The organism is Mesorhizobium sp. 2RAF21, assembly GCF_052115345.1.
Taxonomy (GTDB): Bacteria; Pseudomonadota; Alphaproteobacteria; order Rhizobiales; family Rhizobiaceae; genus Mesorhizobium; species Mesorhizobium terrae.
The window spans coordinates 62,490-89,088 of record NZ_JBFRGM010000005.1; the positions used below are offsets into that span (position 1 = coordinate 62,490).

Below are 26,599 nucleotides of genomic sequence, written 5' to 3' on the forward strand. Positions count from 1 at the left end.
TGTTTACCGTGATTCACAGCCAGGCATCTTCGTCCACAGGACGATATTCCGATGCCCCGAATCTGTTTGACTCGACAAGACGCAAAACCTAGCCGAATAACCGGAACATATCAAGAACCTGGTTAAATCGAAGTCAGCCCTGAACGAGGCTGTCGCCCCAGTCCGCCCGCCGCGCCGCCTTGAAGATTTTGCCGTCGCGCTTGGTCAAAAAGCGCTCTGATGCGAGGCCATCCGGCTGGCAGAGTTTCAGCGAGACCTTACCCGACCCGGCCTTTGGCGGTGCCAGTACGCGTGAATGGCGCAAAGCTGAGGGTGTACGGGATGCGGCGAGGTAGATGAATTTCTCGTCTTCCCACGGCACTTCGGCTTCCTTGGCCAGCCGGTGCAGGCGTGAGCGCGCCACGCGCCGGGAAAAGTGACACCAGTCGGGAGCGACAAGCGGGCAGGGCTCCGCATGCGGGCAGGGCGCCGCGATATGTGCTCCGCTTGCGATCAGCTGTGTTCTTGCATCGAGGATGCGGCGCCAGCCGGCCGGGGTTCCCGGTTCGACGATGAGCAAAGTGTCGGCGGTGAGGCGCCAAAGGCGGTCGATGAGTTTCGGCAGCGCCGCAGGCGCAACCTCGTCCATGACATAGGCCATGGTGACGAGATCGACGGCCGCCATGTCGGGAAGGTCGACGGTCACGTCGCCCTGCAGCCAGCGGATCTCGGCTGCGATGTTCTCTCCAGCCAGCATCTGCCCGACCTTGCGCGCGGCGGCACTGGCTTCGAACAGCGTCGCTGCCTCGATGGACGGCCACAGGTCGGACGCCGCCCACAGCACCGTGCCGGGCCCAGCACCAATGTCGAGCAATGTTCTGGGCGCGAGATTAGGCAGCGCCTCGCTGGTTGCCTCGAGACTTGCCCGAACGGCGGCATAGGTGGCGGGTAGGCGCGTGGCGAGGTAGGCCTTGGCGGCAATGTCGTCGCCCATATGCAGGCGTCCGTCGCGAACCTCAGCCCGATAGCGGTCGGACAGCGTTCTGGAAGCCTGTTTCAGCGTGTTGAGCGGCAACCCATCCAGCAGCCTCTCGACCGCCTGTTTTAACTGCGCCGGCAACTCCACTTCTATGCACTCCTTGGCGCAAGCAGGATCAGCGACGCGCCGGCGATACAGATTGCTGCTCCCACGATATCCCAGCGGTCGGGACGCACGCCTTCGACCAGCCACAGCCACAGCAGCGAGGCCGCGATATAGATGCCGCCATAGGCGGCATAGGCACGTCCCGCGGCATCGGTGGGGGCAAGCGCCAGCAGCCAGGCGAAAGCCATCAGCGAGATGACGCCGGGAACAAGCCAAAGTGGCGATTTTTCCAGCCGCCACCAGGCCCAGAACGAAAAGCAACCGGCGATTTCAGCGACCGCCGCCGCGACGAAAAGAACAATACCCATCAGGTCTAATAGCCTGTCCGCGAGGCAATGGCACGGGTCAGGCTTGCCGGAAAACGCCGCAGCAGCGACTTCGCCGCCGGCAGTCCGTGCACCAGCAGGGCCTGGCAGGCGATCCGCCCCTTGACGCTCAGCGGAATGACGAGGTCGCGCACCTTGGTCACGCCGTCGGCGTGACGCATCTTGTGCTCGCTGGCGGGAGTCAGCAGCTCGAAGACGGTATTTCCGCGTGCTTTGGCGGTGGCAAACACGTGATGCACCAGCACACTGCCGGCCCCGTCCTTTTCCGCGCAGGCGTCGGTGGCTATGACATGGCCGAAGCAATGGCCCTTGTGGTCGAACGACAGGTCGATCCCGATGGGCCGCTCGTCCCGTTCAAGCGTCGAGACGTTGATGGACGCCAGTGCCTCTTGATCGCCGGCCATTCTAGCGAAAAAAGCTTCGAAACGGGGATCGAAAAGGGTGGGTGCGCCGATCTTTTCGCGTTCCAGCCAAGCTTTCTTCATGACAACTGCCGCATGGGCCAGCCCGGCAGCCTCCGGCCCCGCCTGATATTGGCGCATCAGCAATTCGCCCGGTCCCGCCAGATTGCGCACCCTGCGGCGATAGTTCGAGCGGATCTTGGCCGAATAGGCGGGGCCGGGGCCGTCGTCGCCTATGCGGTCGGCCAGCACGCAAAAGGGAGCATCAAGCCGGGATAGAACCGCGGCGTCCTGATCGAACCCGACGCGGACGAACGCCGAATCCTGACGCACGAGCGGCGCATCGATGATGTCGGCGCGCAGAGCGCCGATCTTGGCTCGTAGCGCCTGAACAACGGGTTCTCCAGCGTCCGCGTCGATCAAAAGGTCGCTGAACCGTGCGACCGGAATGCCCATGAAGCGCAACGTGTCCAGCCCGAGCCAGCGTTGGCGCACCAAAGGCAGGATCGCGACGATGTTCGTGCCGCGATACGCCACGATGATCTGCAGGCGGTGCCGGGCGCCGAGATAGTGGCTCACCCAATGGCGGAGGAAGCCGAAATCCTGGAACAGCTGGTGCGGAGCCGCGGAGCGCTGGGCAAGCGCGTTCCAGTCGTCTTGGAGCGACTGAAAACCTTCGACCGTGTCGACCACTCGAAGATCGAGGTCTGATCCTTCGACGCCTTTTTGCTTTGATTTCGACGTGGTCCGGGTCACGTCTTTTGTGCCCGCCAGTAGGCCAGGATACGTTTTGCGCCGTCGAAGCGGAATTTTATCAGGAACGGTGCAAGAAGCAGCGGGTGCCGTGCGGCAAACGGGGCATCCTGTTCGACCAGATGGCGGATGGCGAGCACGGGCAGCGGCGCGCGCAATGGCCGGAACGCGGGGTTCCACAATCCAGGCGCCTCGTTGCCTGCATGCATGAAGCCGATCATGCGAAAGCGGCTCAGCGAATAAAACTTATGCCTTGCCTGCACACGTTGCAGCATGGCGACGCCTTCGTCATCGCTGCAATTCGGAAAGCCGACGATCACGGTGCGAAAATGCTTCATCCCGGCTTTGCAGGGGATTTTCTCAAGCTCGCTGAAGGCCCTGCGGATCAGCGCGAAGGCCTCTTCTTCATTGGCGGCGTCGGCGCTCGAGATCGCCAGCCTGACCGTGTCGATCTTCGCCGCCTGCCGGGTGAACGGGCAGACCGCTCCAGTTCGCCCAAGGTCGGGGTGATCGCGCATGAGGTAGGACTCGACCCAGCCGAGCAATGTCGACATGGCTCCGTCCGAGGCGGCGACGGTGCGGGCCTCGGCTATCGTCACAAGTGGGAGCGACCCGGTCGGCCCGGGGATTTTGTCGAGCATGGCGCAGCCTCAAACCCCAGGCTCGCGATATCAGCTCCGGTTTACGAAACCATTGACGAGGCGTCTAGCTTTGTTCTCAACAAGCGGCGCTAGCCGCGCCGCTGTTGGTCTTCTTCCTCACTCTTTCACCCTCCGGCGCCTTGCCGGCTTGGCGAAGAGCGGCTTTTGCGGCGCATCCCGCACTTCGAGCGCCTTTTCGCATTTGCCGATATAGTCGCGCGTCACCGGAAGCACGTCGTTCTTGTGCGTGAGCTGGATCTGGAACACAACGAGGTCCTGCCAGCGGAACGACGCTTCCGAACCGGAGAGGTAGAATTCCCACATGCGGCAGAAGCGTTCGTCATAGATCGCCTTGACCTTGTCGCGATTGGCCAGGAAGCGCTCGCGCCAGTGCTTGAGCGTGTCGGCATAGTGCAGTCGCAGGATCTCGACATCCGTCACCGCCAGGCCCGAGCGCTCGATATGTGGCATCATCTCCGACAAGGCCGGAATATATCCGCCGGGGAAAATATGCTTGCGGATGAAGGCATTGGTGGTGGTAGCCGGTCCGGTTCGACCGATCGTGTGCAAGAGCATCACGCCGTCCGGTTTCAAGAGCTTGGCGCTTTTGTCGAAGAAGGTTTTGTAGTGATTGATGCCGACATGTTCGAACATGCCGACCGAAACGATGCGGTCGAAGCGTTCGGATAGGTCGCGATAGTCGCGCAACTCGAAATGGACCTGCCGGTCCATGCCCTCGGCATGGGCACGGTCGGTCGACACCTGGTGCTGCTCGGTCGACAACGTCACGCCCAGCACATCGGCTCCGAAAGCCTCGGCGATATAGAGACCAAGACCGCCCCAGCCCGAGCCGATATCCAGCACGGTCTGCTCCGGCCGCACTTTCAGCTTGGCGGCGATGTGCCGTTTCTTGGCGAGTTGCGCCTCTTCGAGCGTCATGTCCGGTCGTTCGAAATAGGCGCAGGAATACTGCATGTCCTTGTCGAGGAAGAGTTTGTAGAGGTCGCCGGAGAGGTCGTAGTGGTGCGCCACATTCTTCCGTGACCGGTAGGCGTTGTTCAATTGCTGCAGAGGGCGGATCGTCAGCCGCGCCGAGTTGAGCAACTTGCCCCAGGTCGATTCCGCCCACGAAAGTCCGGTGTTCTGATAGACGAGCTGGAGGAAGGACAGCACGTCGCCTTCGACGAAGTCGAGTTCCTCCTCCATGAAAGCCTCCGGAATGGCCAGCGAGGGATGCAGCGTGATGGCGCGCTCGGCGCGGCGGGTGTGGATCACCATATGCACTTTCGGGCCGGTTCCGTCCCCGAAGGTGCGGGTCCCTCCGTTTGGCCCGGTGATGGCCAGGTTGCCTCTGCGCACGATGCGTTGGGCAATGCGTTCCAGGAAAACATTCATGACGAACCCTCAAAGAACGATAGTGACAGCCGTGCTGTCCAATCCTTCAAAAAAGGCGAGCGCGCCAAAAAGTTCCGTTGGCATAAAAAAACCGGGCGCGAGGCCCGGTTTCTTGATCCAGCTGCAAGGCCAGATTTGTGACAGATCCCGAAAGGATCAGGCTTCCTCTTCGCCCTCGAACTCGGCGTTCGGGTCGAAGAAGCTGTCCGGACGGGCATTCTCGTTGATGTCGTCGCCATAGATGGCTTCGGCGGTGGTCAGCATCTCACCCTTGGCCTGACGCTCGGCTTCTTCCGACGTGCGGGCGATGTTGAGCGTGACGGTGACTTCGACTTCCGGATGCAGCGCGATCGCCACATTGGTGAGGCCGATCGTCTTGATCGGGTGGTTGAGCTCGATCTGGTTGCGGGCGACGGTGAAGCCTTCCGCGGTCAGGAGATCGGCGATGTCACGGGTCGAGACCGAGCCGTAGAGCTGACCGGTTTCGCCAGCCGAGCGGACGATGATGAAGCTCTTGCCGTCGAGCTTGTCGGCGACCTGCTGGGCTTCGGCCTTGCGCTCGAGGTTGCGAGCTTCGAGCTGGGCGCGCTGGCCTTCGAACTTCTTCTTGTTGGCTTCGTTGGCGCGCAGCGCCTTGCCCTTCGGCAAAAGGAAGTTGCGGGCGAAGCCGTCCTTGACCTTGACGGTGTCGCCCATCTGGCCGAGGCGGGAAATGCGTTCGAGAAGGATGACTTCCATAGTTTTCTCCATATGCGCCATAGCGGGCGCTGTTCGGGAGACAGTCAGGAAGTGAAGGGCGCCTGGCGCCGGTTTCGCTGTCCTGCCTGTCGAGGCAGTTAGGGTCAAAAGACCCAACTCGGGATTTTAGATTCACCGGTCGTGCCCATCACGGCCGGGAAAACCCCGCAGGCGGCAACCGCCCGCGGGGAAAGGCGCTTAGCGGACCACGTAGGGCAGCAGGCCGAGGAAGCGGGCGCGCTTGATCGCCTGGGCGAGTTCACGCTGCTTCTTCTGGCTGACGGCGGTGATGCGCGACGGAACGATCTTGCCACGCTCGGAAATGTAGCGCTGCAGGAGACGCACGTCCTTGTAGTCGATCTTCGGGGCGTTGGCGCCGGAGAACGGGCAGGTCTTGCGGCGGCGATGGAACGGGCGCCGGGTCGGGATCTGGTTGATGTCGACCATTATTCTGCACCCCCTTCAAAGCTGCGCTGCGGGCGCGGGCCGCGGTCTTCGCGGTCGCCGAACGAGCGCGGACCACGGTCGCCGCGATCCCGGTCGCCGAACGAGCGCGGGCCACGATCGCCGCGGTCACGGTCGCCGAAGCCACCGCGCTCAGGGCGCTCTTCGCGCTTCTGCATCATTGCCGAGACGCCTTCCTCGTGCTTCTCGACCTTGATGGTCAGGAAGCGCAGGACGTCTTCCGACAGACCCATCTGGCGCTCCATCTCGTTGAGCGCTGCCGGCGGGCAGGTCAGGTCCATCAGCGTGTAGTATGCCTTCCGGTTCTTCTTGACCCGGTAGGTGAGGGACTTCAGTCCCCAGTTCTCGACCCGGCCAATCGAGCCGCCGCCTGCGGTGATGACGCCCTTGAAACGTTCAACGAGCTCATCGACCTGCTGCTGCGACAGATCCTGCCGGGCAAGGAACACATGTTCGTAAAGAGCCATAGTGCTTTTGCCTTTCTTCGTTTCTCTCCCGGTTCCCGGCGGCTAAAGCCTCTGCAACTTCTCTTAACCCGCAAACGCGGAGAAGAAAGGAGCATGACGAGACGGTCGAGAGCGGAGACACGGGAGGCGGAAGCGTTTTCGCTTCACGCGGCGGTTCCTTGAAGAAACCTCCGGCCCTCCGTTCAGCCCCCAGCTGGGACCGGCAGATTGCGCGCGTCTATACAGGAATTTGGCTGGAACACAACCCTTGCCGGTCAGTGGCGGGGTAATAACGGGCTGGTCGACTGCCTTGTTGATGGCCGGAAGCTAACCATTGTCCGAATTGTTCGACAATCCCATAGTGCCGCCTTCACAGCTTTGAGAGGGGAAGTCCATGTCGTTCCAGGCCTATCTCGACACGATCAAGAACAAGACCGGTCAGGGGCCGGAGGATTTGATGCGCCTCGCCGACGCGAAAGGCTTCTCGGAAGGTGGAAAACTTAAAGCGAGCGTCAAGGCCGGCCAGATCATCGAATGGCTGAAGGCCGACTATGACCTCGGCCACGGGCACTCCATGGCCGTCTACGCGCTGCTGACGGGCAAGAGAAAGCCCGGCGACTGACGACTGCCGGGCCGTTTCTCACGACGGGAAGCGACCGTCACCGGAGCGATTCCCGCTTCTGGAACATCCTTGAGGCCGATTTGGTTGGTTGTGCGAGGAGCGCGACTGAGCAATCACGGCTGATCGCCTCAGACCCCACCAGCATGGAGCCTCGGATGAGCAGGAAAGATCACGACCATTGGTCCGAAGTCGCTGCCGAGTGGATCGAATGGGCTCGTGCGCCCAACCACGATGCCTTCTGGGCCTACCGGCCCGCCTTGCGCGAATTTGTCGGGCAGGGCACGGGCGAAGCGCTGGAAGTCGGTTGCGGCGAAGGCCGGGTCTCCAGGCTCCTCAAGGAATGCGGCCATCGCGTAACCGCGACGGACCCGGTGGCGGCGTTCGTTGCCGCTGCCCGGGGCGCCGATTCGGCTGATCGCTACGAAGTTGCCCCCGCAAACGCCTTGCCGTTCGAAGCCGCCAGCTTCGATCTCGTCATGGCCTATAATGTGCTCATGGATGTCGAGGATGTTCCGGCCGCGGTGACGGAAATGCGGCGCGTGCTCCGCCCATCCGGCACGCTGTTCGTCTCCATCGTGCATCCCTTCGCCGATCGCGGCCGGTTCGATCGCGAACGGCCGGGCATGCCTTTCGTGGTCGACGGCACCTATTTCGGCCGCGAGCATTTCGAGGGCGCGGAAGAACGCGACGGACTGCGCATGCGCTTCGCCGGCTGGTCGCAGCCTCTGCAGAACTACATGGCCGCGCTGGAGGAGGCAGGTCTTGCCATCACCGCGCTGCGGGAGCCTGTTCCAGACACCGGCTCGCAATGGGCGGGGCTGCAGAACTGGGTCCGCATGCCGCTGTTTCTGTGGCTGAAGGCGCGTCCGTTGCCCTGACGGCTCTAGCCGGGTCCCCGCCTGAACGCGAGCCTCCCGATCGCCAGCACCATATAGGCGGCGAAGAACAGCGACAGCGCGCCGCCGAAGCCGGACGGGCCGAAAGCGTCCATGCCGATGCCGATCGCCTGTGGCCCCAGCACCATGCCGACACCGTAGCAAAGCACGAAGGCGGCGTTGGCGGATGCCAGTTCATGTCCTGAAAGCTGCGAGCCGAGATGGGCAAGGCCGACCGTGTAGAGCGCGGCGACGACGCCGCCCCACACGAACAGCAGGGCCGCCATCAGGTACCAGTTCTGCGCAAGATGCGGCATCACCAGTGTGCCGAGCAGCCCGACGGCGGCGCAGATCAACAACAGGTAGCGGCGGTCGCCGACCCGGTCGCTGATCATGCCAAGCGGTATCTGCAAGAGCACGTTACCGAGGCCGATCATGGTCAGCAGAAGTGCTGCATCCGCCTCGGAATAGCCGATACGGTTGCCATAGACCGGGAACAGCGCGAAACCGCCGGTTTCCACGGCGCCGAACACCAGGACGGCCGCGGTGGCCGTGGGAACAAGCCAGATATATTGCAGGAAGCCACTGGTCTCCTCGCCTTCGGCGCGGATGGGCGGGCTTTCCTTGCGGGCTGCCAGGACCGGTATCGCGGCAATCATCACCAGTACGACGATGACGCCGAAGGGCAGGAAACCGGAACTGCCGATTCGCGAGAACAGCCAGGGCCCGGCGGCGAAACCCAGCGACAGCACAGTGGCATAGATACCCAGCACCAGACCGCGCCGCTTCGGCGGCGCCGAAGTGCTGATCCAGAATTCGGACAGGATGAACAGGACCGTCAGCGCGATATGCAGCACCACGCGCAACGGAAACCACATCCAGAACGCGGTCGCGAAATGGAAGCCGACAAAGGCGAGCGCGCCGGCGGCGATCATAATCAGCATGGTCCAGGCGACGCCGAGGCGCGTGGCGATCGGTGTCGCCAGCGGTGCGCCTGCGATCGAGGCGAGGCCGGCCACGGCGGTATTGAGGCCGATCATCGACGCCGAATGACCGCGTGATTCCAGGATGACGCTGAGCAGCGGCATGCCGAGGCCGATGGCGATGCCGACCACGCTGATCGAGGAAATGGCCGCGATCATCGGCAGCCAGTGTACGCTCTCCTCGTCCTGCGACTTGGTTTCGACCGTCATGCGATGTCCGATAGCTGGAAGATTTTCGTGTTAAAGTACTTCGCGCACGAAGCGGTTGTGGAGCATCCTGTAGAACGGCACCGCGCCGCCGGGCCGCAACAGCGGATCGTCGCGAAGGCGCTTCTCGAGTTCTTCCAGGATAGTTCGGGTGATCGTCGGAATGTCTGCTTGTTTGGCCTCGCCGACCGGCAGCCAGACCAGCTCTTCGAGTTCGTTGGTCGGCCCGCCATCCGGCAGCGCAACGGCGACGTCGTCGCGCCATGCCGCCAGGAAACGTGTGTCGAAGCGGCGCACGCGGCCGGGCGGCGTAATGGCGCGAGCAATGAAGCGCACGGCCTCCAGGGAGGGCTGCACGCCGTGCTCGACGAAACCCTGCCAGTCGCGCTTGCCGGTGGTGAGCGCGCCCTTGCGGCCGATCAGCAGCCCGGCCTCCTCGTAAGTTTCGCGGATGGCTGACAATGCAATGGCGCGAGCGCGGACCGGGCCGGTACGTCCGGCGCCTGCCGTCAGCTTGGCCTGTTCCTGCGGATGCAATTGCGTTGCCACCGGCACGCGGCTGTCGGCGGGGTCAGTGCGGCCGCCGGGAAACACGAACTTGCCGGGCATGAACGCATGGCCGGCATGACGGCGGCCCATCAGCACGTGGAAATCGTTGCCTTTGCGGTCGAGCAGAATGAGGGTCGCGGCATCGCGCGGACGCTTCGGCCCCTCGCCAAGCGCCACATCGTTGCGCTCGGCCTTGTCGACTTCCGCCTTGGTCATACCTCGCATGCGACCGACCTAGCGGAAACTCATGTCAAATTAAAGAGGTTCGCGTCGGCTGGCGATTACGCCAGCCCGGGCTCAAGTCTCGGGATGCCCCTCGATATGGTCGACCTCGCCGCCGAAGCCGTGCATGTAGTAGGCCCATTGCAGGCCAACGACGGCCCCTTTGATCGGCTGCAGCAACGCCAACGACATGATGACGGTCAACGGTGCCCAGATCGCCAGATGCTGCCACGTGGTCAGCGTCGAGGTGGCTTCCACGCCCATGAAACCGCCAAGGACGACGTGGCCGACGATGACGATCACCAGATAGGCCGGCAGGTCGTCGGCGCGATGGTGATGGAATTCCTCACCGCAGACCTGGCAATTGTCGAAGGTCTTGGTGAAGGCGCGGAACAGCTTGCCTTCGCCGCAGTTCGGGCAACGGCAGAAAAAGCCGCGCTTCAGCGCCGGCCAAAGCGGGCGGACTACCCTCGCGGATTGCTGTTGGCCACCGAAAACCTGCTGTTGCATCATCGTCTCCTGCCGCGCGATCCTGAACGCGATTGCGAGGCGCGGGCGCGGCCCTTTGCCTTGTGGAACGATCGTTTCGAGCCGGGCAGGGGTTTGGGAGCGCTCAGCATTTCAAAGCGCATGGCGCCAGCCATTGGCGCCACCTCGACCAGGCGAACTTCTACCCGGTCGGCGAGCTGATATCCCTTGCCGCTGCGTTCTCCGAAAAGCGAACGCGCCGTTTCGTCATACACATAGTAATCGTCACCCAGAGACGACACCGGGATAAAACCATCTGCGCCAAATTGTGGCAATTGGACAAAAAGTCCTGATTTGGTCACGCCTGAAATGCGCGCGTCGAAGCGCTCGTCGATCCGTTCCGCCAGATAGCCCGCGATCAGGCGATCGACGGTTTCGCGTTCCGCCGCCATGGCGCGGCGCTCCGCCGCCGAAATCAGCGCGGCGGTCTCGGCCAATCTTTCCTCCTCGCCATGCGTCAGCCCGTCCGGCCCGAGGCCGAGCGTGGCGATCAGTCCGCGATGTACGATCAGGTCGGCATAGCGGCGGATCGGCGAGGTGAAATGCGCGTAGCGGCGCAGGTTCAGGCCGAAATGGCCGATATTGTCGGGGTTGTATTCGGCCTGGCTCTGCGAGCGCAGCACGACTTCATTGACCAGCGCTTCATTGTCGGCGCCGCGAACGCGTTCCAGGATGGAATTGAACTGGCTTGGCCGCATCTGTGCCCCGCGGGCCAGCGACAGGCCAAGTGTCTGCAGGAATTCGCGCAGCGATTCCTGCTTAGCCAGCGTCGGTCCGTCATGGATGCGGTAGACGAGCGCCTGTTTTTTTGCCTCGAGCGTTTCAGCGGCGGCGACATTCGCCTGGATCATGAATTCTTCGATCAGCTTGTGCGCATCCAGCCGCTCCGGAACAACGACGCGGTCGACGGTGCCGTCTTCCTTGAGCAGGATCTTGCGTTCGGGAAGGTCGAGTTCCAATGGCTGGCGCGCGTCGCGGCCGCGCTTCAGTACTGCATAGGCGTCCCATAGCGGCTTGAGCACGCCGTCGAGGATGGGGCTGGTCTTCTCGTCGGTTGCGCCGTCGATTGCCGCCTGAGCCTGCGGATAGGCAAGCTTGGCCGCCGATTTCATCATTACCCGGTGGAATGTATGCCGGACTTTTCGCCCTTCCGCCGAAAACGTCATGCGAACGGCAATCGCCGGCCGGTCCTCGCCTTCGCGCAGCGAGCACAGATTATTCGAGATGCGCTCGGGCAGCATCGGCACCACCCGGTCCGGGAAATAGACCGAGTTGCCGCGCTTCAGCGCTTCGCGGTCCAGCGCCGAGTTCGGCCGCACATAGGCGGCGACATCGGCGATGGCCACGGTCACCACCACGCCACCGGGATTATGCTCATCCGGGTCCGGTATCGCATAGACGGCGTCGTCATGGTCCTTGGCGTCGGCCGGGTCGATGGTGACCAGCGGCAGGTCGCGCCAATCCTCGCGCCCCTGCAGCGTCACCGGCTTCAGCGCTTCGGCTTCGGCCAGCACATCGGCGGGGAAGATATGCGGGATGTCGTGTGCGTGGATGGCGATCATCGAGACCGCTTTTTCGCTGGTCAGCGAACCCAGCACCGTCAGCACCTTGGCGCGCGGCAGGCCATAGCGGCCGGCTCGCGAAGGCTCGACCTCGACCAGATCGCCATGCTTGGCGCCGTTCTGGAATTCCTTGTCGACGATCAGTTCGGGCTGGCGCCGTTCCACCGGCTCGATGCGGAAAGTCCCGTCCTTCAGCACGCGGAAGACGCCGAGCACCGCATCGCTGCGTTTCTCGAACACTTTCATGATCCGCGCCGTGTAGGCGGGGCCGCTGACCTCGTCGGTCGGGAAGGTTTTGGCCAGCACGCGGTCGCCGATGCCGGCCACCGGGCCGCCGCGCGAAGCGCGGATCGAGACCACTGGCGGTTCGCCATTGCCCTGATGTTCGGCTGGCCGTCCGATAAGGCCGCCCTGGTCGTCGCGGCCAATCACGTCGAGCACGGTCACATGGGGCAAGGCCCCGGGCCGAATATGACGCTTGCGTTTCTGCTCCAGCAGGCCCTCGTCCTGGAGGTCGCGCAGCAGCTCCTTCAGCCAGACGCGATCGTCGCCGCGCAGTGCAAAGGCCTTGGCGATCTCGCGCTTGCCCGAGCGGTCGGGATTTTCCGCGATGTAACGCAGGATCTCGTCACGGGAGGGGCGATATTGGTCGCGCGGCCCCCGGCGGGTATCGGCAGCGCGGGGATCGCCATGGCTTCGTCCGGAGATCCTGCGCGCCAATGTCTTACCCCTTCTTCTTGCCGCGGAATGGCTTCTTGCCACCGCCGCCCTTGGCTTCCTTTTCGGCGATCAGCGCGACCGCCTCGTCCATGGTGACCGATTGCGGGTCCTTGTCCTTGGGCAAGGTCGCATTGATCTTGCCGAAATTGACATAGGCACCGTATTTGCCGTCGCGCACGGTGATCTTGCCGCCGCCGGCCGGATGGTCGCCAAGCTCCTTCAGGGCCGCCGGTGTGCCGCCATTGCGTCCACCCTTGCCCTTGGACTGTTTCTCGGCCAGCACCGAAACGGCGCGGTTAAGGCCGATAGAAAACACGTCCTCGATGCTTTCGATATTGGCGTAGGTGCCGTCGTGAAGCACGAACGGTCCATAGCGCCCGAGGCCCGCCGAGATCATCTTGCCGGTTTCGGGATGCTGGCCGACATCGCGCGGCAATGAAAGCAGCGCCAGCGCCTTCTCGTGGTCGATCGACGCCGCCGCCCAGCCCTTGGGCAGGCTGGAACGCTTGGCATCCTTGCCTTCGCCGCGCTGGACATAGGGTCCGAAGCGGCCGGAGCGCAGGGTGATTTCCTCTGCCGTATACGGGTCCTTGCCGAGGACCTTGGTGCCGTCCTCGACCGCGCCGTTCTCGCCATTGCCGTTCGGCCCGTCGAGCTGGCGCGTGAAACCGCATTCGGGATAGTTCGAGCAGCCGACGAAAGCGCCGAATTTGCCGAGTTTCAGCGACAGGTTGCCGGTGCCGCACTTTGGGCAGATGCGCGGGTTGGAGCCGTCTTCGCGCTCGGGGAAAACCAGCGGCGCCAATTCCTCGTTCAGCGCATCGAGCACCTCGGTGACACGCAGTTCCTTGATGCCGTCGACTGCACCGGAAAAATCCTTCCAGAAGTCGCGCAGCACGTCTTTCCAGGAGAGCTTGCCGTCGGAGATTTCGTCGAGCTTCTCCTCGAGCGAGGCGGTGAAGTCGTATTCGACATAGTGCTCGAAGAAGCCTTCCATGAAGGCCGTGACCAGCCGGCCCTTGGATTGGGGCATCAGCTTGCGGTTCTCGATCTTGATGTAATCGCGATCTTCCAGCGTCTTCAGCGTCGCGACATAGGTCGACGGCCGGCCGATGCCGAGCTCTTCCATCTTCTTGATGAAGCTGGCTTCCGAATAGCGCGGCGGCGGCTCGGTCGAATGCTGGGTGGCACTGATCTGTTCGCGCTTCAGCGTTTCCTCGGGGCGGATTTCGGGCAGACGACGATTTTCCTCGTCCTCCGAATCCTCGTCCTTCTGGTCGGTATAGGCGGCGATGAAGCCGTCGAAGCGGGTGACCGATCCGACCGCGCGCAGACCGGCGGTCTTCGCACCGTTCTTCGCCTCGATCTCCACCGTGGTGCGCTCGATCTCCGCCGGCTGCATCTGGCTGGCGATCGCTCGCTTCCAGATCATCTCATAGAGCCTGGCCTGGTCGGCATCGAGAAATTTGCGCATCTCGGCCGGCGTGCGGTTGAAGTCGGTCGGGCGGATCGCCTCGTGCGCTTCCTGGGCGTTCTTGGCCTTGGTGGTGTAGTGGCGCGGTTTCTCCGGCAGATATTTCGCGCCGAATTCCTTGACGATGGCATCGCGGGCGGCGGCGATCGCCTCCGGCGCCATCTGCACGCCGTCGGTTCGCATATAGGTGATCAGGCCGGTGGTCTCACCGCCGATGTCCATGCCTTCGTAGAGGCGCTGGGCAACCTGCATGGTGCGCTGCGCCGAGAAGGAGAGCCGCGACGACGCGGCCTGCTGCAGCGTCGAGGTGGTGAAGGGCGGTCCCGGATTGCGCTTGGTCGGCTTGGCTTCCACCGACAGTGCCCGGAACGAAGCGCCTTCGAGCATCGTCTTGATGTCGTCGGCCATGGCCTGCGAGGAAATGTCGAGCTTCTGCAGCTTCTTGCCGTCGAAGGCGGTTAGCCGTGCCTCGAAGTTTTCATTGCGCGGCGTGCCGAGGATGGCGGCGATCTGCCAGTATTCCTCGCGCACGAAGCGCTCGATCTCGGCCTCGCGGTCGCAGACGAAACGCAGCGCGACCGATTGCACGCGACCGGCAGAGCGGGCGCCGGGCAGTTTGCGCCACAGCACCGGCGAAAGCGTGAAGCCGACCAGATAGTCGAGCGCACGCCGTGCCAGATAGGCATCCACCAGCGGCGGATCGATCTCGCGCGGGTTGGCGATGGCGTCGAGCACCGCCTGTTTGGTGATCGAGTTGAAGGCGACACGCTTGATCGGCTTGTCCTTCAGCACCTTCTTCTGCTTCAGCACTTCCAGCACGTGCCATGCAATGGCTTCGCCTTCGCGATCCGGGTCGGTGGCGAGGATCAGGCCGTCGGCTTCTTTCACCGCCTTGGCGAGTTCGGACAGGCGTTTCGCGGAGGCAGTGTCGACTGCCCACGACATGGCGAAGTCATCGTCGGGTTTCACCGAACCGTCCTTGGCCGGCAGGTCACGGACATGGCCGAACGAGGCCAGAACCTTGTAGTTCTTGCCCAGATATTTGTTGATGCTTTTGACCTTGTTCGGCGATTCGACGACGACGACGTCCATGTGCGACTGCATTCCTGTGCGGCGCCAAACCGGGAACCGTGGCGCGGGAAGCTGAAAATCCGCCCGTCAAATGGCCGTGCTTTTCAGTCTGGTCAAGAGGCGGGGGTAAATTGGCGGCTTACAACGCGATGCAACTTTTGGGTGTTATGCATCAATATTGCAATTTTAGATTGTCATAATACACTGTCCGGACGGTCCGCTGTGTAGCCTTCGCGAAGTCGAACGTCGCGGACCGATGAAGCTGAATTCAGTTTCGCTGCAGGGGGAAGGTTCTGTCGATGCCTCAATCTTATCCGCAAGGGCGCACGGATACACTCGACTATATGCATGCGATGCTCGGCCAACTGCGCGGCATGGCGGAAGCCGAACGTTTCGACATGCTGACCTATCTCATCGAGATGGCTTATATCGAAGCGGGAGACATCATTCGAAACGAGCGGCCGGCACGGGTCTACCCTGTGAGGCGCAAAGGCAACGCCTGAACGACGGCTGTCGAGGGGCTGGCTTTCCTCCCATTGGTTTGACCTGATCGAGTAGGCTCTGCGCTGACTTGCCACAGAATGGTGATTGGAGCCTGGGCGCTTGGAACGCTATATCGTCGTTCGCATCGGACGGAGCGGCGAATGGCATTGGACATCGGCTATATCAGCGCAGTCGGGGCAGGGGCGATTTCGTTTCTGTCGCCATGCGTGTTGCCGCTGGTGCCACCTTATCTCTGCTATATGGCGGGCGTTTCGGTCGACGATTTCCGCGGTAATGCCGGCATCGCCGCCAAGGCCGGCGCGCGCGGCGCATTGCTGATCGCCTCCATCGCCTTCGTGCTCGGCTTCTCCACGGTCTTCGTCGCGCTTGGCGCCGGCGCCTCGACCATCGGCAGGTTGTTGCGTGTCTACCAGGAACCGCTGGCGATGATCGCCGGCGCGCTCATCATCTTGATGGGGCTGAATTTCCTGGGCATCGTGCGCATTCCGCTCCTGTCGCGCGAAGCAAGGTTCCAGTCGCAGGGCAAGCCGGCCAGCGCCGTAGCGGCCTATGTCATGGGCCTGGCCTTCGCCTTTGGCTGGACACCGTGCATCGGCCCGGTGCTCGGCCCGATCCTCACACTTGCCGGCGGGCGCGAGACGATGAGCGAGGGCGCTCTGTTGCTCGCCGCCTATTCGCTCGGCCTCGGCATTCCTTTCTTCATCGCGGCGCTGTTTTCCGGTGCCTTCATGCGCTTCCTCGGCAAGTTCCGCCTGCATCTCGGCCGTGTCGAAAAGGCGATCGGCGCCTTGCTTGTGGTTGCCGGCGTCTTCTTCCTGACCGGCGGCGTGCAGGTGATGGCCTATTGGCTTCTGGAGAATTTTCCGGCCCTCGGCCGCTTGGGTTAGAGTTCCGGCCTGTCACGCCGGCGCTCTAACCGGCATCTCGGAATTTAACCGTATTGGTACCATATCGCGCCGATGCTAGAAGGCTTCCACCTCTTCTCCATCGGTAGCTGCTCATGACCTCTAGAACCTGCCTGTCCGTTATCCTTGCCGCCGGCGAGGGCACGCGCATGAAAAGCGCGCTGCCCAAGGTCCTGCATCCGATCGCCGGGCTGCCGCTGGTCGCCCATGTCGTGAAGGCGGCGGAGGCGGCGGGGGCGACGGATTTGGCGCTCGTCATCGGCCATGGCGCCGACGAGATGCGCAAGGCGGCGGCGAAATTCGCGCCTGGCGCGGGCACCTTCGTGCAGGAACCGCGCCTGGGAACCGCCCATGCCGTGCTGGCCGCGCGCGATGCGGTGGCCAAGGGGTATGACGACATCCTGGTCATGTTCGGTGACACCCCGCTCATCGACGCCGCGGCTCTTGGCGAGGCGCGGGCGAAGCTTGCCGCCGGCGCGGCCGTCGTGGTTATCGGCTTCCGTCCGCCGAGCCCAGCCGGCTACGGTCGCTTGATCGAGAAAGCCGGCAAGCTGGTGGCGATCCGCGAAGAAAAGGACTGCACGGACGAGGAGCGCAAGATCGGCTTCTGCAATGCCGGCATGATGGCGGTCTCGGGCCGGCATGCGCTGGAATTGCTGGACGCGGTCGGCAACGCCAATGCCAAGGGCGAATATTACCTCACCGACATCGTCGAGATCGCCGGAGCGAAGGGCCTCGATGTGGTCGCGACCGAGGCCGGCTTCGAGAATGCACTCGGCATCAACAACCGCGCCGAGCTCGCCGAGGCCGAAGCGATCTGGCAGAAGCGCCGCCGCCAACAGGCGATGCTGTCGGGCGTCACGCTGATCGCGCCGGAAACGGTCTATTTTTCGCACGATACCGAGCTTGGACCCGATACGGTCGTCGAACCCAATGTCGTCTTCGGCCCGGGCGTCAAAATAGCCGGCGGCGTCAAGATCCATGCCTTCAGCCATATCGAGGGCGCGACAGCGGCAACCGGTGCCGATATCGGGCCCTTTGCCCGGCTGCGCCCCGGCGCGGACCTTGCGGCCAAGGCCAAGGTCGGCAACTTCGTCGAGGTCAAGAACGCCAGGATCGAGGCTGGCGCCAAGGTCAATCACCTGACCTATATCGGCGACGCGCGCATCGGCGCCGGCGCCAACATCGGTGCCGGCACCATCACCTGCAATTATGACGGCTACTCCAAATTCTTCACCGATATCGGCGAGGGCGCTTTCGTCGGCTCGAATTCGTCGCTGGTGGCCCCGCTCAAGCTCGGCAACGGCGCATACGTCGCTTCGGGCAGCGTGATTACGGAAGACGTGCCAGAAGATGCTTTGGCTTTCGGCCGCGCGCGCCAGAAAACCTTGCCTGGAAAGGGCAAGGAGTTGCGCGCGCGTCAAGCTTCCGCCGCGAAGAAGTGAGAGTTTCTCGCCGCTGGACTTGACGGAACGCTTGTCTTACGAGGCCACAGCGGCGGGCTAAGTCAAAAGACTGGTCGAAACGCAATGTGATTTTCTCAAGCTGTGGCGGTCGACTAAACAGCGACCGGGTTTTGGTCGCAAGGAATCGGGGCATCCCTCATGTGCGGAATTGTTGGAATTGTCGGACACACGCCTGTCGCACCGTTGATCGTCGACGCGCTCAAGCGGCTCGAATATCGCGGCTATGATTCCGCCGGTGTCGCCACCATCGAACACGGCGAGCTCGCGCGCCGCCGCGCCGAGGGCAAGCTGGTCAATCTTGAGCGCAAGCTGCACGCCGAACCGCTCGACGGCACCATCGGCATCGGCCACACACGGTGGGCGACGCACGGCGTTCCGAACGAAACCAATGCGCATCCGCATTTCTCCAACGGCGTGGCCATCGTCCACAACGGCATCATCGAGAACTTCGCCGAATTGCGCGATGAATTGATCGCCGACGGCTACAACTTCGCTTCGCAGACCGACACCGAAGTCGTCGCGCATCTCGTCTCGCGCGAAATGGCGCGAGGCGCCAAGCCGGTCGAAGCCGCCCACAAGGCGCTGAAACGGCTGGAGGGTGCCTTTGCGCTGGCCATCATGTTCAAGGGTGACGAGGACCTGATCGTCGGCGCCCGCAACGGCCCGCCGCTCGCCGTCGGCCACGGCGAAGGTGAGATGTATCTGGGCTCGGACGCCATCGCGCTGGCGCCGTTCACCAACTCCATCACCTATCTGGAGGATGGCGACTGGGCGGTTGTGCGTCGCAACGAGATCGCCATCTTCGACATGGACGGCAACAAGGTCGAGCGCAAGCGCCAGCAGTCGATCGGCACCTCGTTCCTTGTCGACAAGGGCAACCACCGCCACTTCATGCACAAGGAAATCCACGAGCAGCCGGAGGTCATCTCCCACACGCTCGGCAACTACATCGACTTCACCAACGGCAAGGCCAAGGCGCTGGAGTTGCCCTGGGATTTCGCCAAGATCGATCGTCTGGCGATCTCGGCCTGTGGTACGGCCTATCTGGCCGGCCTGATCGGCAAATACTGGTTCGAACGTCTGGCGCGCCTGCCGGTCGACATCGATATCGCTTCGGAATTCCGCTACCGCGAAATGCCACTGTCGAAGAACAGCGCGGCATTGTTCGTGTCGCAGTCGGGCGAGACGGCCGACACGCTGGCCTCGCTGCGTTATTGCCGCAAGGAAGGCGTGCCGATCGGCGTCGTCGTCAACGTGCGCGAATCGACCATGGCGCGAGAGGCGGACGTCATCCTGCCGACGCTGGCCGGTCCTGAGATCGGTGTCGCCTCGACCAAGGCCTTCACTTGCCAGCTTTCGGTGATGGCAGCGCTTGCGGTGCGTGCCGGCGTGGCGCGTGGACACATCTCGCCGGACGAAGAGCAGAAGCTGGTCAAGCAATTGGCCGAGGCGCCTCGCCTCGCCAGCCAGGTCGTCAAGCTGGAAGAGCAGATCGAAAAGGTATCGCGCGACCTCGCCCATCATCGTGACGTGCTTTATCTCGGCCGCGACACCAATTTCCCGCTGGCCCTGGAGGGCGCGCTCAAGCTGAAGGAGCTCTCCTACATCCACGCCGAGGGTTATGCCGCCGGCGAGCTCAAGCATGGCCCGATCGCGCTGATCGACGAGAACATGCCGGTCGTCGTCATCGCGCCCTACGACCGCATCTTCGAAAAAACCGTGTCGAACATGCAGGAAGTGGCGGCGCGCGGCGGCAAGATCATCCTGATCACCGACAAGAAGGGTGCCGAGAAATCGACAGTCAACACCATCGATACCATCGTGCTGCCCGACGTGCCCGAAATCATCGCGCCGATCCTTTATGCGCTGCCCGTCCAGATGTTGGCCTACTTCACCGCCGTGTTCATGGGCACCGACGTCGATCAGCCACGCAATCTGGCCAAGTCGGTGACGGTGGAGTAGCCCTCTCTGGGGCTCCGCTTTTCACCAAGCTGTCTCCTTTCCAAAGCCCTCGCGCCGCGACGGCTTTGTCGTTTCGATCGAAGTTCCGTAATTCAGCCTACGCAATGCCCTGCGGCAGGACTACAATCTAAAGACGCATATATTTGAATTATGTAACTAATAGTTGAAATTGCTGATGATCCGAATATCATCCTTCTTTTCAGGAGAGGGGGATCGACATGGCGACAGCTTTTGCGACCAAACTGGCCTCGCTGGCGGAGGCCGAGTACGACAATTACGGTGGCCATCATGAGACGACGTCGAGGATGGCGACGCGGATCAGAAAATACTGGGGCGACCTTGGTCTGGGGTTTCCAGGCGTCAGCACGCCTTGGTCGGCGGTTTTCGTGTCCTTTTTCGTGAAATCGGCCGGTGCAACGTCGTCGGAGTTCCGTTTCGCGCCCAGGCATTCCGAATTCGTCTTCCAGGCGATCAAGAACGGCAAGGCCGAAACCGGCGTTTTCCGGGGACGGCCCATCGTCAGTTACGCCCCGAAGATCGGTGACATCATCCAAAACAACCGCAACGGGAACCATTTCGACTTCGCGCACGCGGCGGCAAATCACGCCTACGAATCGCATTCCGCGGTCGTCGTCGAGGAAGGTTCCGACGGAAGCGGGCGTTATGTCCGCACTGTCGGTGGCAACGAGGCCGACACTGTTGGCGACCGGGTCGTTCGGCTGAAGTCGAACGGTCTGATCAAGCAGCCCCTTGCCGACCCCACGCGCTTCATCTGCGTCATCGAAACGCTGAAGTAGCCCGTCGCACAAGAAGTGCCGCGCTCTGTGCCGGAGCGACCCGCATGGGCGCCTCCGGCAAACGTCGGCAGCAGGTCGCAACGCAATATCGGTTGTCGGGCAGATGACTTGATGCTCTAAGATAAGTGCAGCGCACAATCCACCGAGCATCGTATGTCCGACAGCCACAAGACCTCGGCGATGGCCCGTCTGAGGAACTATTTCCTCGCCGGTTTCGTCGTCTGCGCGCCGCTGGCGATCACCGCCTATATCGCTTGGTCGTTCGTGGGCTGGGTCGATTCCTGGGTGAAACCCTATATCCCGGCGCGCTACAGTCCCGATACCTATCTGCCGTTCCCGGTGCCCGGTTTCGGGCTGATTGTCGCGCTCATCCTCGTCACGCTGATCGGTTTCCTGGCAGCCAACATCGTCGGCCGCGCCGTGGTGGGCTTCGGCGAGCGCCTGCTCGGTCGCATGCCGCTGGTGCGCGGTATCTACGGTTCGCTGAAACAGATCTTCGAAACCGTCCTGTCCAACAGGAACGACATGTTCCGGCAAGTCGGACTGGTCGAATACCCGCGCAAGGATGTCTGGTCGCTGGTCTTCGTCGCCGGCGAAAAACACACCGAGATCAACGAGAAGCTCGATGTGGAGGGCGACCCGCTGCTTGGCGTCTTCATGCCTTGCACCCCCAACCCGACCACCGGCTTCCTGATGTATGTCCGCAAATCCGAGATCGTCATGCTCGACATGACCATCGAGGAAGGCGCGCGGCTGATCGTGTCGGCCGGTCTCGTCGCGCCTGACCCCAAGAAGAAGATCAAGGGACCGGACGGGCGCTTGATCGATCTTGCCAACCCGCCGGCCGGCACCTTGCCTCAGCCGGCCCGCAAGAGCCGCACCGCCTCGTCGCGCCCGAACAAATAAAGCAGCAACCTGAGCGCTTGCCCACGTTCGCCCTGCAATTCCGGGTCGCGCGTCAGGATCAGCCTTGCGTCGTCGCGCGCGGCTTCCAAAAGATCGGCATGCGCCTCGATGCGCGCCACCTGGAATCCCGGCGTACCGGACTGGCGCGTGCCGAGCAGTTCGCCTTCGCCACGCAGTTTCAGGTCCTCCTCGGCGATGACAAAGCCGTCCTCGGTCTCGCGCATCACCGACAGCCGGCGTTTGGCCGTTTCGCCGAGCGGGTCCTTGTAGAGCAGGACGCAGCTCGACGGTTTCGAACCGCGCCCGACGCGGCCGCGCAACTGGTGCAACTGGGCAAGGCCGAAGCGCTCGGCGTGCTCAATCACCATGATGGTGGCGTCCGGCACGTCGACGCCGACCTCTATCACTGTGGTGGCGATCAGAACGCGTGTCTCGCCTTCCTTGAAGGCGCGCATCGCCTCGTCCTTCTCGGCCCCTTTCATGCGGCCGTGCACGAGGCCGATCCGCTCGCCGAAGACGGGCTTCAGCGAGGCGAAGCGATCTTCCGCCGACATCAGCTTGATCTCTTCCGATTCCTCGACCAGCGGGCAGATCCAGTAGATCTTCTGGCCTTCCGCCACCGCGTCGCGGATGCGGCCGACCAGTTCGTCGAGCCGCTCCAGGGGCAAAGTCACGGTTCGTATCGGCTGCCGTCCCGCCGGTTTTTCGGTGAGTTTCGACACATCCATGTCGCCAAAGGCGGTCAGCACCAGCGTGCGTGGGATCGGCGTCGCCGTCATCACCAGCATGTCGGGTGCGTCGCCCTTGGCCGTGATGGCAAGGCGCTGGTGCACGCCGAAGCGATGTTGTTCGTCGATCACCGCGAAGACCAGGTTCTTGAAGGCGACGGCCTCCTGGAACAGCGCATGCGTGCCGACGACGATGTCGATCGTGCCGTCGGCAAGACCGGCCAAGGTCTCGGTCCTTTCGCGGCCCTTTTCGCGTCCGGTCAGGATGGCTGTCCTGAGGCCGGCCTTCTCCGCCAGCGGCTGGATGGTGGCGAGGTGCTGGCGTGCCAGGATTTCGGTCGGCGCCATCAGTGCTGCCTGGCCGCCGGCTTCGACCGCGTGCGCCATGGCAAGCAGCGCCACCACTGTCTTGCCGGAACCGACATCGCCTTGAAGCAGCCTCAGCATGCGTTCGGGCGCGGCAAGGTCGGACAGGATTTCGGCAAGCGCCGTTTCCTGCGAACCGGTCAGCGAATAGGGCAGGGCGGATCGCAGTTGTTCGAGGATCGCGCCGCTGCCGGTCAGCGGCTGGCCGGAAAGCTTCCTGACGCGGGCCCGCACCAGCGCCAGCGACACCTGGCCGGCAAGGAATTCGTCATAGGCAAGCCGACGCCAGGCGACGCTGTCCGGCAAGGCATCGAGTGGACTTTCGGGGTTGTGCACGCGGTCGAGCGCGGCAGTGAAGGCCGGAAAAGTATGGCGTCGCATGAAGGCGCCGTCCTGCCATTCCGGCATCGTCGGCACGCGGCCCACCGCCTGGCCGATGGCACGGCGCAACACCTTTGTCGAAAGCCCGGCGGTGAGCGGATAGACCGGCTCGACCAGCGGCAGGCTGCCGGCTTCGCTGGCCAGAGCGATGTGGTCGGGATGCACCATGTTCGGGCGGCCGTTGAACCACTCCATGCGGCCCGACACCACCACCTGTTCGCCTTCCGGCATCGCCTTTTCCAGATAGCTGGCATGGGCATGGAAGAAGGTCAGCGCGATCTCGCCGGTATCGTCATGGGCGTAGACCCGGTAGGGCACCGATTTGTTGCCGCGCGGCGGTGGCTGGTGGCGGTCTATGCGCACATCCAGCGTCACGATCGCGCCCTCGGCCGCATAGGCGATACCCGGCCGGTTGCGCCGGTCGATGACGGTATTGGGCAGGACGAACAGAAGATCGCCGACGCGTGCGTCACGGTCGCCAAGATCGGCCGGCACCACCCTTTCGATCAGGGCGGCGACCTTCGACCCGACGCCGGCAAGCGCGGTGATGGGCGAGAATAACGGATCGAGCAGCGAAGGGCGCATGGCCTGCAATAAGCGCGGAACCCGCTGTTTGCGCAAGCCGTATGCAGCCGGCACCACAGGGAACTGCAAGTGGGGCCGACTGTCCGTCGCCGACAGGGTTCTATCATGGTGCTGTCGCTCCCTTGGGCATCACGAACCCTGTCTGCGTCGGACCAGCCGAAGCTGGGTCGCATCTGCCCGCGCCGGCCCGCGTTTCAAACCGCTCCAACAGATTTTCGGACGCGGTTGCCAGCGGCAACAGCAGCCCGTGGTCGTCGTGCAGATAGCCCCAATCCAGTGCGCGCTTCAAAACGGCGTCCTCTCCGATCCCGGAGAGATAAGCCGCCATGGTTGCCTCGTTGAGGATTTCGGCGTCGACATGGGCGCAGGCGCGGGTGTCGATCATCAAATAACGGCCGGGCGACAGGTCGAGAACGCACAAAACCGGCATGGTGCGGTCCGGCGCCCACGCCGCCTTCCAGGCCGCGACGCCGTCGCCCAGACGCCGGGCAAGGTCGGGTCTTCGCCTCAGGCTGGAATCGTAGTCGCCGATGAAATGATAGGCCATGTCGTCGGCGCGTTCGATCGCCGGGAAGGCCAGCCCGTAGGCCGGTATGGGACGGACATTGGTGATCTTGTAGTCGTCCCGCTTGTCGAAATACGGACTGAACCGTTCGATGCTGAGCTGGCCGACCCCTACCGGCGGCTGCAGGTGTTGGAGCAGCGGGATCAGCTTGGCGGTCGCTTCATAAGCGGCGTCCTCGTCGCCGGGGAAATCGGTCAGCAGGTTCCATGCCGCCTCAATGCCCAGCGCACGGGCAAAACGCAGGCAGTCGAGGTTGATCTTGAGTGTGCTGCCCTTGCGCATCAGTTTCAGCACCGAGGTCGCAAGCGATTCGATGCCGGGCTGGATGCGCTCGACCCCCGCCGACTTCAGCAGTTTCATCTTCTGGAAGGAAAGATTGGCCTTCTGCTCGTAGAAGATGCCGACCTTGTTCTCGGCCTTGGCCAGCTCCGGCAAAAGGGTCGAGAAATAGGAATGGGGCATGATGTTGTCGACCATCATGATCCGCGTCGCCTTGTGCCGGGCGACCAGTTCGGTGAGCTCGCTGAATGCCTTCTCGGCCGACTTCTGGCGGTGCTGCATGCCGTTCGCGTTGAGGCCGCAGAAGGTGCAATGCTGCTTCGCCCCCCACCAGCAGCCGCGGCTGGTTTCGTAGGGCAGCCAGATTTCTTCGGGGCGCAACCCGTCGGGATGGATGTCGCAGCCCACGGTCTGCGCCAGCTGCGTGAAATAGTCGTCATAGTCGGGCGTCGGCGATTCATCGAGCGCTTCCAGCGGCTCGCCCCGGATGATCCTGTCCGGGGTCGGCTTCGCCTCATGCAGGCCGTCGAGGAAATTCACGAAGGTGACATCGCTCTCGCCCGAGAAGATGTGGTCGATCGAGCCTGCGAGCGGCTGGATGCCTTCCGACATGATGCCGTCGACATTGGCGCCGCCGAGCAGGAAGATTTTGTCCGGCGCGGCCGCCTTGGTTCGCTTAGCGATCGATAGTGCCGCCAGCGTCTGCTCGAAGACGGTGCTGAAGCCGACGATCCGCGCCGGCATCTTCGCCAGATTGTCGGCAAAGGCATCGGTCCATTGCTCGGCCGCATTCTGCAGCCAGTCGAGCGTGACGACCGACGGACCGGTCGCGTCGGCGATGGCGCGTTCGACCTCGGGTTCCATGCGGCGGTCCGCCCGCGCTCCGAACATGGCACGGGCAAAGATCCGCTCCCCGATCAGGAGCCCGGTGGGCGTTCCGCAAAGTTTCTGGTAGCGCCGCACCCCGATGCGGCCGGCAAAAGAGAGGTTGGCGTAGAGAACCTTTGCCCGGTAGCCGGCCTGTTCGGCGCGCGCCGCGATCACATGGGGCCCGAGTGCCGGCCGGTCGGGGCTGGCGAAGGGCGGCACGATCACCAGGATGTCGGCCATTCTATAGTCAGCGTCGAACATTGTGCACCTGCGCGGTTTTTGGCGAAGCCTTCCGCACCGGCTGGCGGCGCGGAAGGCTTGGGACGACGGACGGATGCCGGGTTCTCTTGACCTGGCCGGAATTTCGCCGGCCAGGCTTAAGCGTCGGTCAGAACTTGACGCCGACCGACACGGTGACTTCGGTTTCAGCGGCCGCCGACCCCGCCAAGCCGCCACCGGGGCGCGCTCTCAGCTTTTCGACTTCGCGTGAAAGCCGTGATGCCTCGGCGTCGGAAATGACCAGGCCCTTGGCCTTCAGGGCCTTGGACGGGTCGCTGATAAAACTGTCGCCGAACTTGACGTCTGTGCTTTTCAAGCTGGAAACAGCGGTCTTACTGGGTGTCTTGATGGTGGTTGCCTTGACCATGTTCATACTCCCTGTTGCTGTGAGACGGATGCGGCTGATTTGCTGGCGCAGATGACCAGAAAATCGCCGGCACGACTGTGAGCGCGGTCACAGTCGGCCTGCCAAGCGGCCGATTGGGCAGTTGCTGGCATGAGCCGTACGCGGTCAGGCGTTGCGAGGCTGACACCGCCTCCTATCCACGCTATATCGCCCCTGCCAGTGAGGGACGCCGCCACCATGACCGCAACGACAGCATTGAATGCAGAGCGGACGAACGAGCATCTGGACCCGCGCCGCAAGAAACTTCTGTTCCGTTCCTGGCATCGCGGCATGCTTGAGGTGGACCTGATTCTCGGCAACTTCGCGGAGCGCGAGATCGCCGCCTTGACCGCCGACGAGATTGACCAATATGAAAGGCTCCTCGAAATCTCCGATACGGTGCTGATGCCCTGGCTGACCGGTGGCGAGCCGGTGCCGGCCGATACCGGATTGCCGATCCTGCAAAAGATCCTGGCGTCGCGCCAAACGATCGAATTCTAAGCCCGACATTGAAACGACC

At 63.1% G+C, this 26,599-nt stretch carries 26 protein-coding genes; 10 read left to right on the forward strand and 16 right to left on the reverse strand.

Annotated elements, in window-relative coordinates:
- Positions 1-133 precede the first annotated feature (133 nt).
- From AB4136_RS09515 to AB4136_RS09525, 3 genes are read right to left on the reverse strand one after another with little or no spacing between them, the layout of a single operon-like run.
- The gene (locus AB4136_RS09515; protein WP_137900405.1) at positions 134-1,105 is read right to left on the reverse strand and encodes a small ribosomal subunit Rsm22 family protein; all 972 of its coding nucleotides are present in this window, start codon (positions 1,103-1,105) and stop codon (positions 134-136) included.
- Between the two features lie 2 nt (positions 1,106-1,107).
- Entirely contained in the window at positions 1,108-1,431 is a 324-nt protein-coding gene (locus AB4136_RS09520; RefSeq protein WP_024923884.1) for a YnfA family protein, read from the reverse strand.
- 5 nt (positions 1,432-1,436) lie between these two features.
- Positions 1,437-2,387, reverse strand: coding sequence for a GNAT family N-acetyltransferase (locus tag AB4136_RS09525; RefSeq protein ID WP_441931129.1), 951 nt, complete (start codon positions 2,385-2,387; stop codon positions 1,437-1,439).
- 45 nt (positions 2,388-2,432) lie between these two features.
- Here AB4136_RS09525 and AB4136_RS09530 point away from each other — a divergent pair, with 45 nt between their 5' ends.
- Positions 2,433-2,561, forward strand: coding sequence for a hypothetical protein (locus tag AB4136_RS09530; protein WP_441931131.1), 129 nt, complete (start codon positions 2,433-2,435; stop codon positions 2,559-2,561).
- Positions 2,562-2,602: 41 nt separating this feature from the next.
- Here the strand turns inward: AB4136_RS09530 and AB4136_RS09535 are convergent, their stop codons facing one another.
- The 5 genes from AB4136_RS09535 to rpsF form a co-directional block, all read right to left on the reverse strand.
- A complete protein-coding gene (locus AB4136_RS09535) occupies positions 2,603-3,148 on the reverse strand; it encodes a DUF6875 domain-containing protein (protein ID WP_137900407.1) in 546 nt (181 codons plus the stop codon).
- Between the two features lie 213 nt (positions 3,149-3,361).
- Positions 3,362-4,639: an SAM-dependent methyltransferase gene (locus AB4136_RS09540; protein WP_024923881.1), complete on the reverse strand. Its 1,278-nt coding sequence runs from the start codon at positions 4,637-4,639 to the stop codon at positions 3,362-3,364.
- 156 nt (positions 4,640-4,795) lie between these two features.
- Positions 4,796-5,377, reverse strand: coding sequence for a 50S ribosomal protein L9 (rplI, locus tag AB4136_RS09545; RefSeq protein ID WP_024923880.1), 582 nt, complete (start codon positions 5,375-5,377; stop codon positions 4,796-4,798).
- Between the two features lie 198 nt (positions 5,378-5,575).
- Positions 5,576-5,824 (reverse strand): 30S ribosomal protein S18, encoded by a 249-nt coding sequence (gene rpsR / locus AB4136_RS09550; protein WP_024923879.1) that lies wholly within the window; start codon positions 5,822-5,824, stop codon positions 5,576-5,578.
- A complete protein-coding gene (rpsF, locus tag AB4136_RS09555) occupies positions 5,824-6,309 on the reverse strand; it encodes a 30S ribosomal protein S6 (RefSeq protein ID WP_024923878.1) in 486 nt (161 codons plus the stop codon). Before rpsF ends, rpsR begins: the two co-directional genes overlap by 1 nt.
- Positions 6,310-6,682: 373 nt before the next feature.
- On the opposite strand from rpsF, the gene AB4136_RS09560 reads away from it, so the two are divergent.
- Positions 6,683-6,910, forward strand: a complete 228-nt coding sequence (locus AB4136_RS09560; protein WP_024923877.1) for a DUF4287 domain-containing protein — start codon at positions 6,683-6,685, stop codon at positions 6,908-6,910.
- A gap of 155 nt (positions 6,911-7,065) precedes the next feature.
- Positions 7,066-7,788 carry a class I SAM-dependent methyltransferase gene (locus tag AB4136_RS09565; RefSeq protein ID WP_036253919.1) on the forward strand — a complete coding sequence of 241 codons (723 nt, stop codon included), beginning with the start codon at positions 7,066-7,068 and terminating at the stop codon, positions 7,786-7,788.
- Positions 7,789-7,793: 5 nt separating this feature from the next.
- On the opposite strand, the gene AB4136_RS09570 is transcribed toward AB4136_RS09565, so the two are convergent.
- The 5 genes from AB4136_RS09570 to topA form a co-directional block, all read right to left on the reverse strand.
- Positions 7,794-8,978 carry an MFS transporter gene (locus AB4136_RS09570; protein ID WP_024923875.1) on the reverse strand — a complete coding sequence of 395 codons (1,185 nt, stop codon included), beginning with the start codon at positions 8,976-8,978 and terminating at the stop codon, positions 7,794-7,796.
- Positions 8,979-9,008: 30 nt separating this feature from the next.
- Complete coding sequence (locus tag AB4136_RS09575; RefSeq protein ID WP_024923874.1) at positions 9,009-9,749, reverse strand: NUDIX hydrolase; 741 nt, start codon at positions 9,747-9,749, stop codon at positions 9,009-9,011.
- Between the two features lie 72 nt (positions 9,750-9,821).
- Entirely contained in the window at positions 9,822-10,256 is a 435-nt protein-coding gene (locus tag AB4136_RS09580; protein WP_024923873.1) for a DUF983 domain-containing protein, read from the reverse strand.
- On the reverse strand, positions 10,256-12,556 hold the full coding sequence (gene rnr, locus AB4136_RS09585) for a ribonuclease R (protein WP_024923872.1): 2,301 nt from the start codon (positions 12,554-12,556) through the stop codon (positions 10,256-10,258). The genes AB4136_RS09580 and rnr overlap by 1 nt, the downstream gene beginning before the upstream one ends.
- Positions 12,557-12,560: 4 nt before the next feature.
- A complete protein-coding gene (gene topA, locus AB4136_RS09590) occupies positions 12,561-15,122 on the reverse strand; it encodes a type I DNA topoisomerase (protein WP_024923871.1) in 2,562 nt (853 codons plus the stop codon).
- Between the two features lie 278 nt (positions 15,123-15,400).
- Here topA and AB4136_RS09595 point away from each other — a divergent pair, with 278 nt between their 5' ends.
- The 6 genes from AB4136_RS09595 (at position 15,401) to AB4136_RS09620 (ending at position 21,641) form a co-directional block, all read left to right on the forward strand.
- Positions 15,401-15,604 (forward strand): hypothetical protein, encoded by a 204-nt coding sequence (locus tag AB4136_RS09595; protein ID WP_024923870.1) that lies wholly within the window; start codon positions 15,401-15,403, stop codon positions 15,602-15,604.
- 141 nt (positions 15,605-15,745) lie between these two features.
- Positions 15,746-16,492 (forward strand): cytochrome c biogenesis CcdA family protein, encoded by a 747-nt coding sequence (locus tag AB4136_RS09600; RefSeq protein ID WP_024923869.1) that lies wholly within the window; start codon positions 15,746-15,748, stop codon positions 16,490-16,492.
- Between the two features lie 113 nt (positions 16,493-16,605).
- Positions 16,606-17,955, forward strand: coding sequence for a bifunctional UDP-N-acetylglucosamine diphosphorylase/glucosamine-1-phosphate N-acetyltransferase GlmU (glmU, locus tag AB4136_RS09605; RefSeq protein WP_024923868.1), 1,350 nt, complete (start codon positions 16,606-16,608; stop codon positions 17,953-17,955).
- Between the two features lie 159 nt (positions 17,956-18,114).
- Entirely contained in the window at positions 18,115-19,938 is a 1,824-nt protein-coding gene (gene glmS, locus AB4136_RS09610) for a glutamine--fructose-6-phosphate transaminase (isomerizing) (RefSeq protein WP_024923867.1), read from the forward strand.
- A 218-nt stretch (positions 19,939-20,156) separates the two neighbouring features.
- Positions 20,157-20,735: a DUF2272 domain-containing protein gene (locus AB4136_RS09615; RefSeq protein ID WP_024923866.1), complete on the forward strand. Its 579-nt coding sequence runs from the start codon at positions 20,157-20,159 to the stop codon at positions 20,733-20,735.
- A 153-nt stretch (positions 20,736-20,888) separates the two neighbouring features.
- Positions 20,889-21,641: a DUF502 domain-containing protein gene (locus AB4136_RS09620; RefSeq protein ID WP_024923865.1), complete on the forward strand. Its 753-nt coding sequence runs from the start codon at positions 20,889-20,891 to the stop codon at positions 21,639-21,641.
- Here the strand turns inward: AB4136_RS09620 and recG are convergent.
- The 3 genes from recG to AB4136_RS09635 all read right to left on the reverse strand — a co-directional run bounded on the left by recG (position 21,593) and on the right by AB4136_RS09635 (position 26,061).
- Complete coding sequence (gene recG / locus AB4136_RS09625) at positions 21,593-23,701, reverse strand: ATP-dependent DNA helicase RecG (RefSeq protein ID WP_024923864.1); 2,109 nt, start codon at positions 23,699-23,701, stop codon at positions 21,593-21,595. The two genes, AB4136_RS09620 and recG, sit on opposite strands and share 49 nt — an antisense overlap.
- A 103-nt stretch (positions 23,702-23,804) precedes the next feature.
- Positions 23,805-25,676, reverse strand: coding sequence for a RiPP maturation radical SAM C-methyltransferase (locus AB4136_RS09630; RefSeq protein ID WP_024923863.1), 1,872 nt, complete (start codon positions 25,674-25,676; stop codon positions 23,805-23,807).
- 127 nt (positions 25,677-25,803) lie between these two features.
- On the reverse strand, positions 25,804-26,061 hold the full coding sequence (locus tag AB4136_RS09635) for a hypothetical protein (RefSeq protein ID WP_137900408.1): 258 nt from the start codon (positions 26,059-26,061) through the stop codon (positions 25,804-25,806).
- A 216-nt stretch (positions 26,062-26,277) separates the two neighbouring features.
- On the opposite strand from AB4136_RS09635, the gene AB4136_RS09640 reads away from it, so the two are divergent.
- Entirely contained in the window at positions 26,278-26,580 is a 303-nt protein-coding gene (locus AB4136_RS09640; RefSeq protein ID WP_024923861.1) for an FAD assembly factor SdhE, read from the forward strand.
- Positions 26,581-26,599 lie beyond the last annotated feature (19 nt).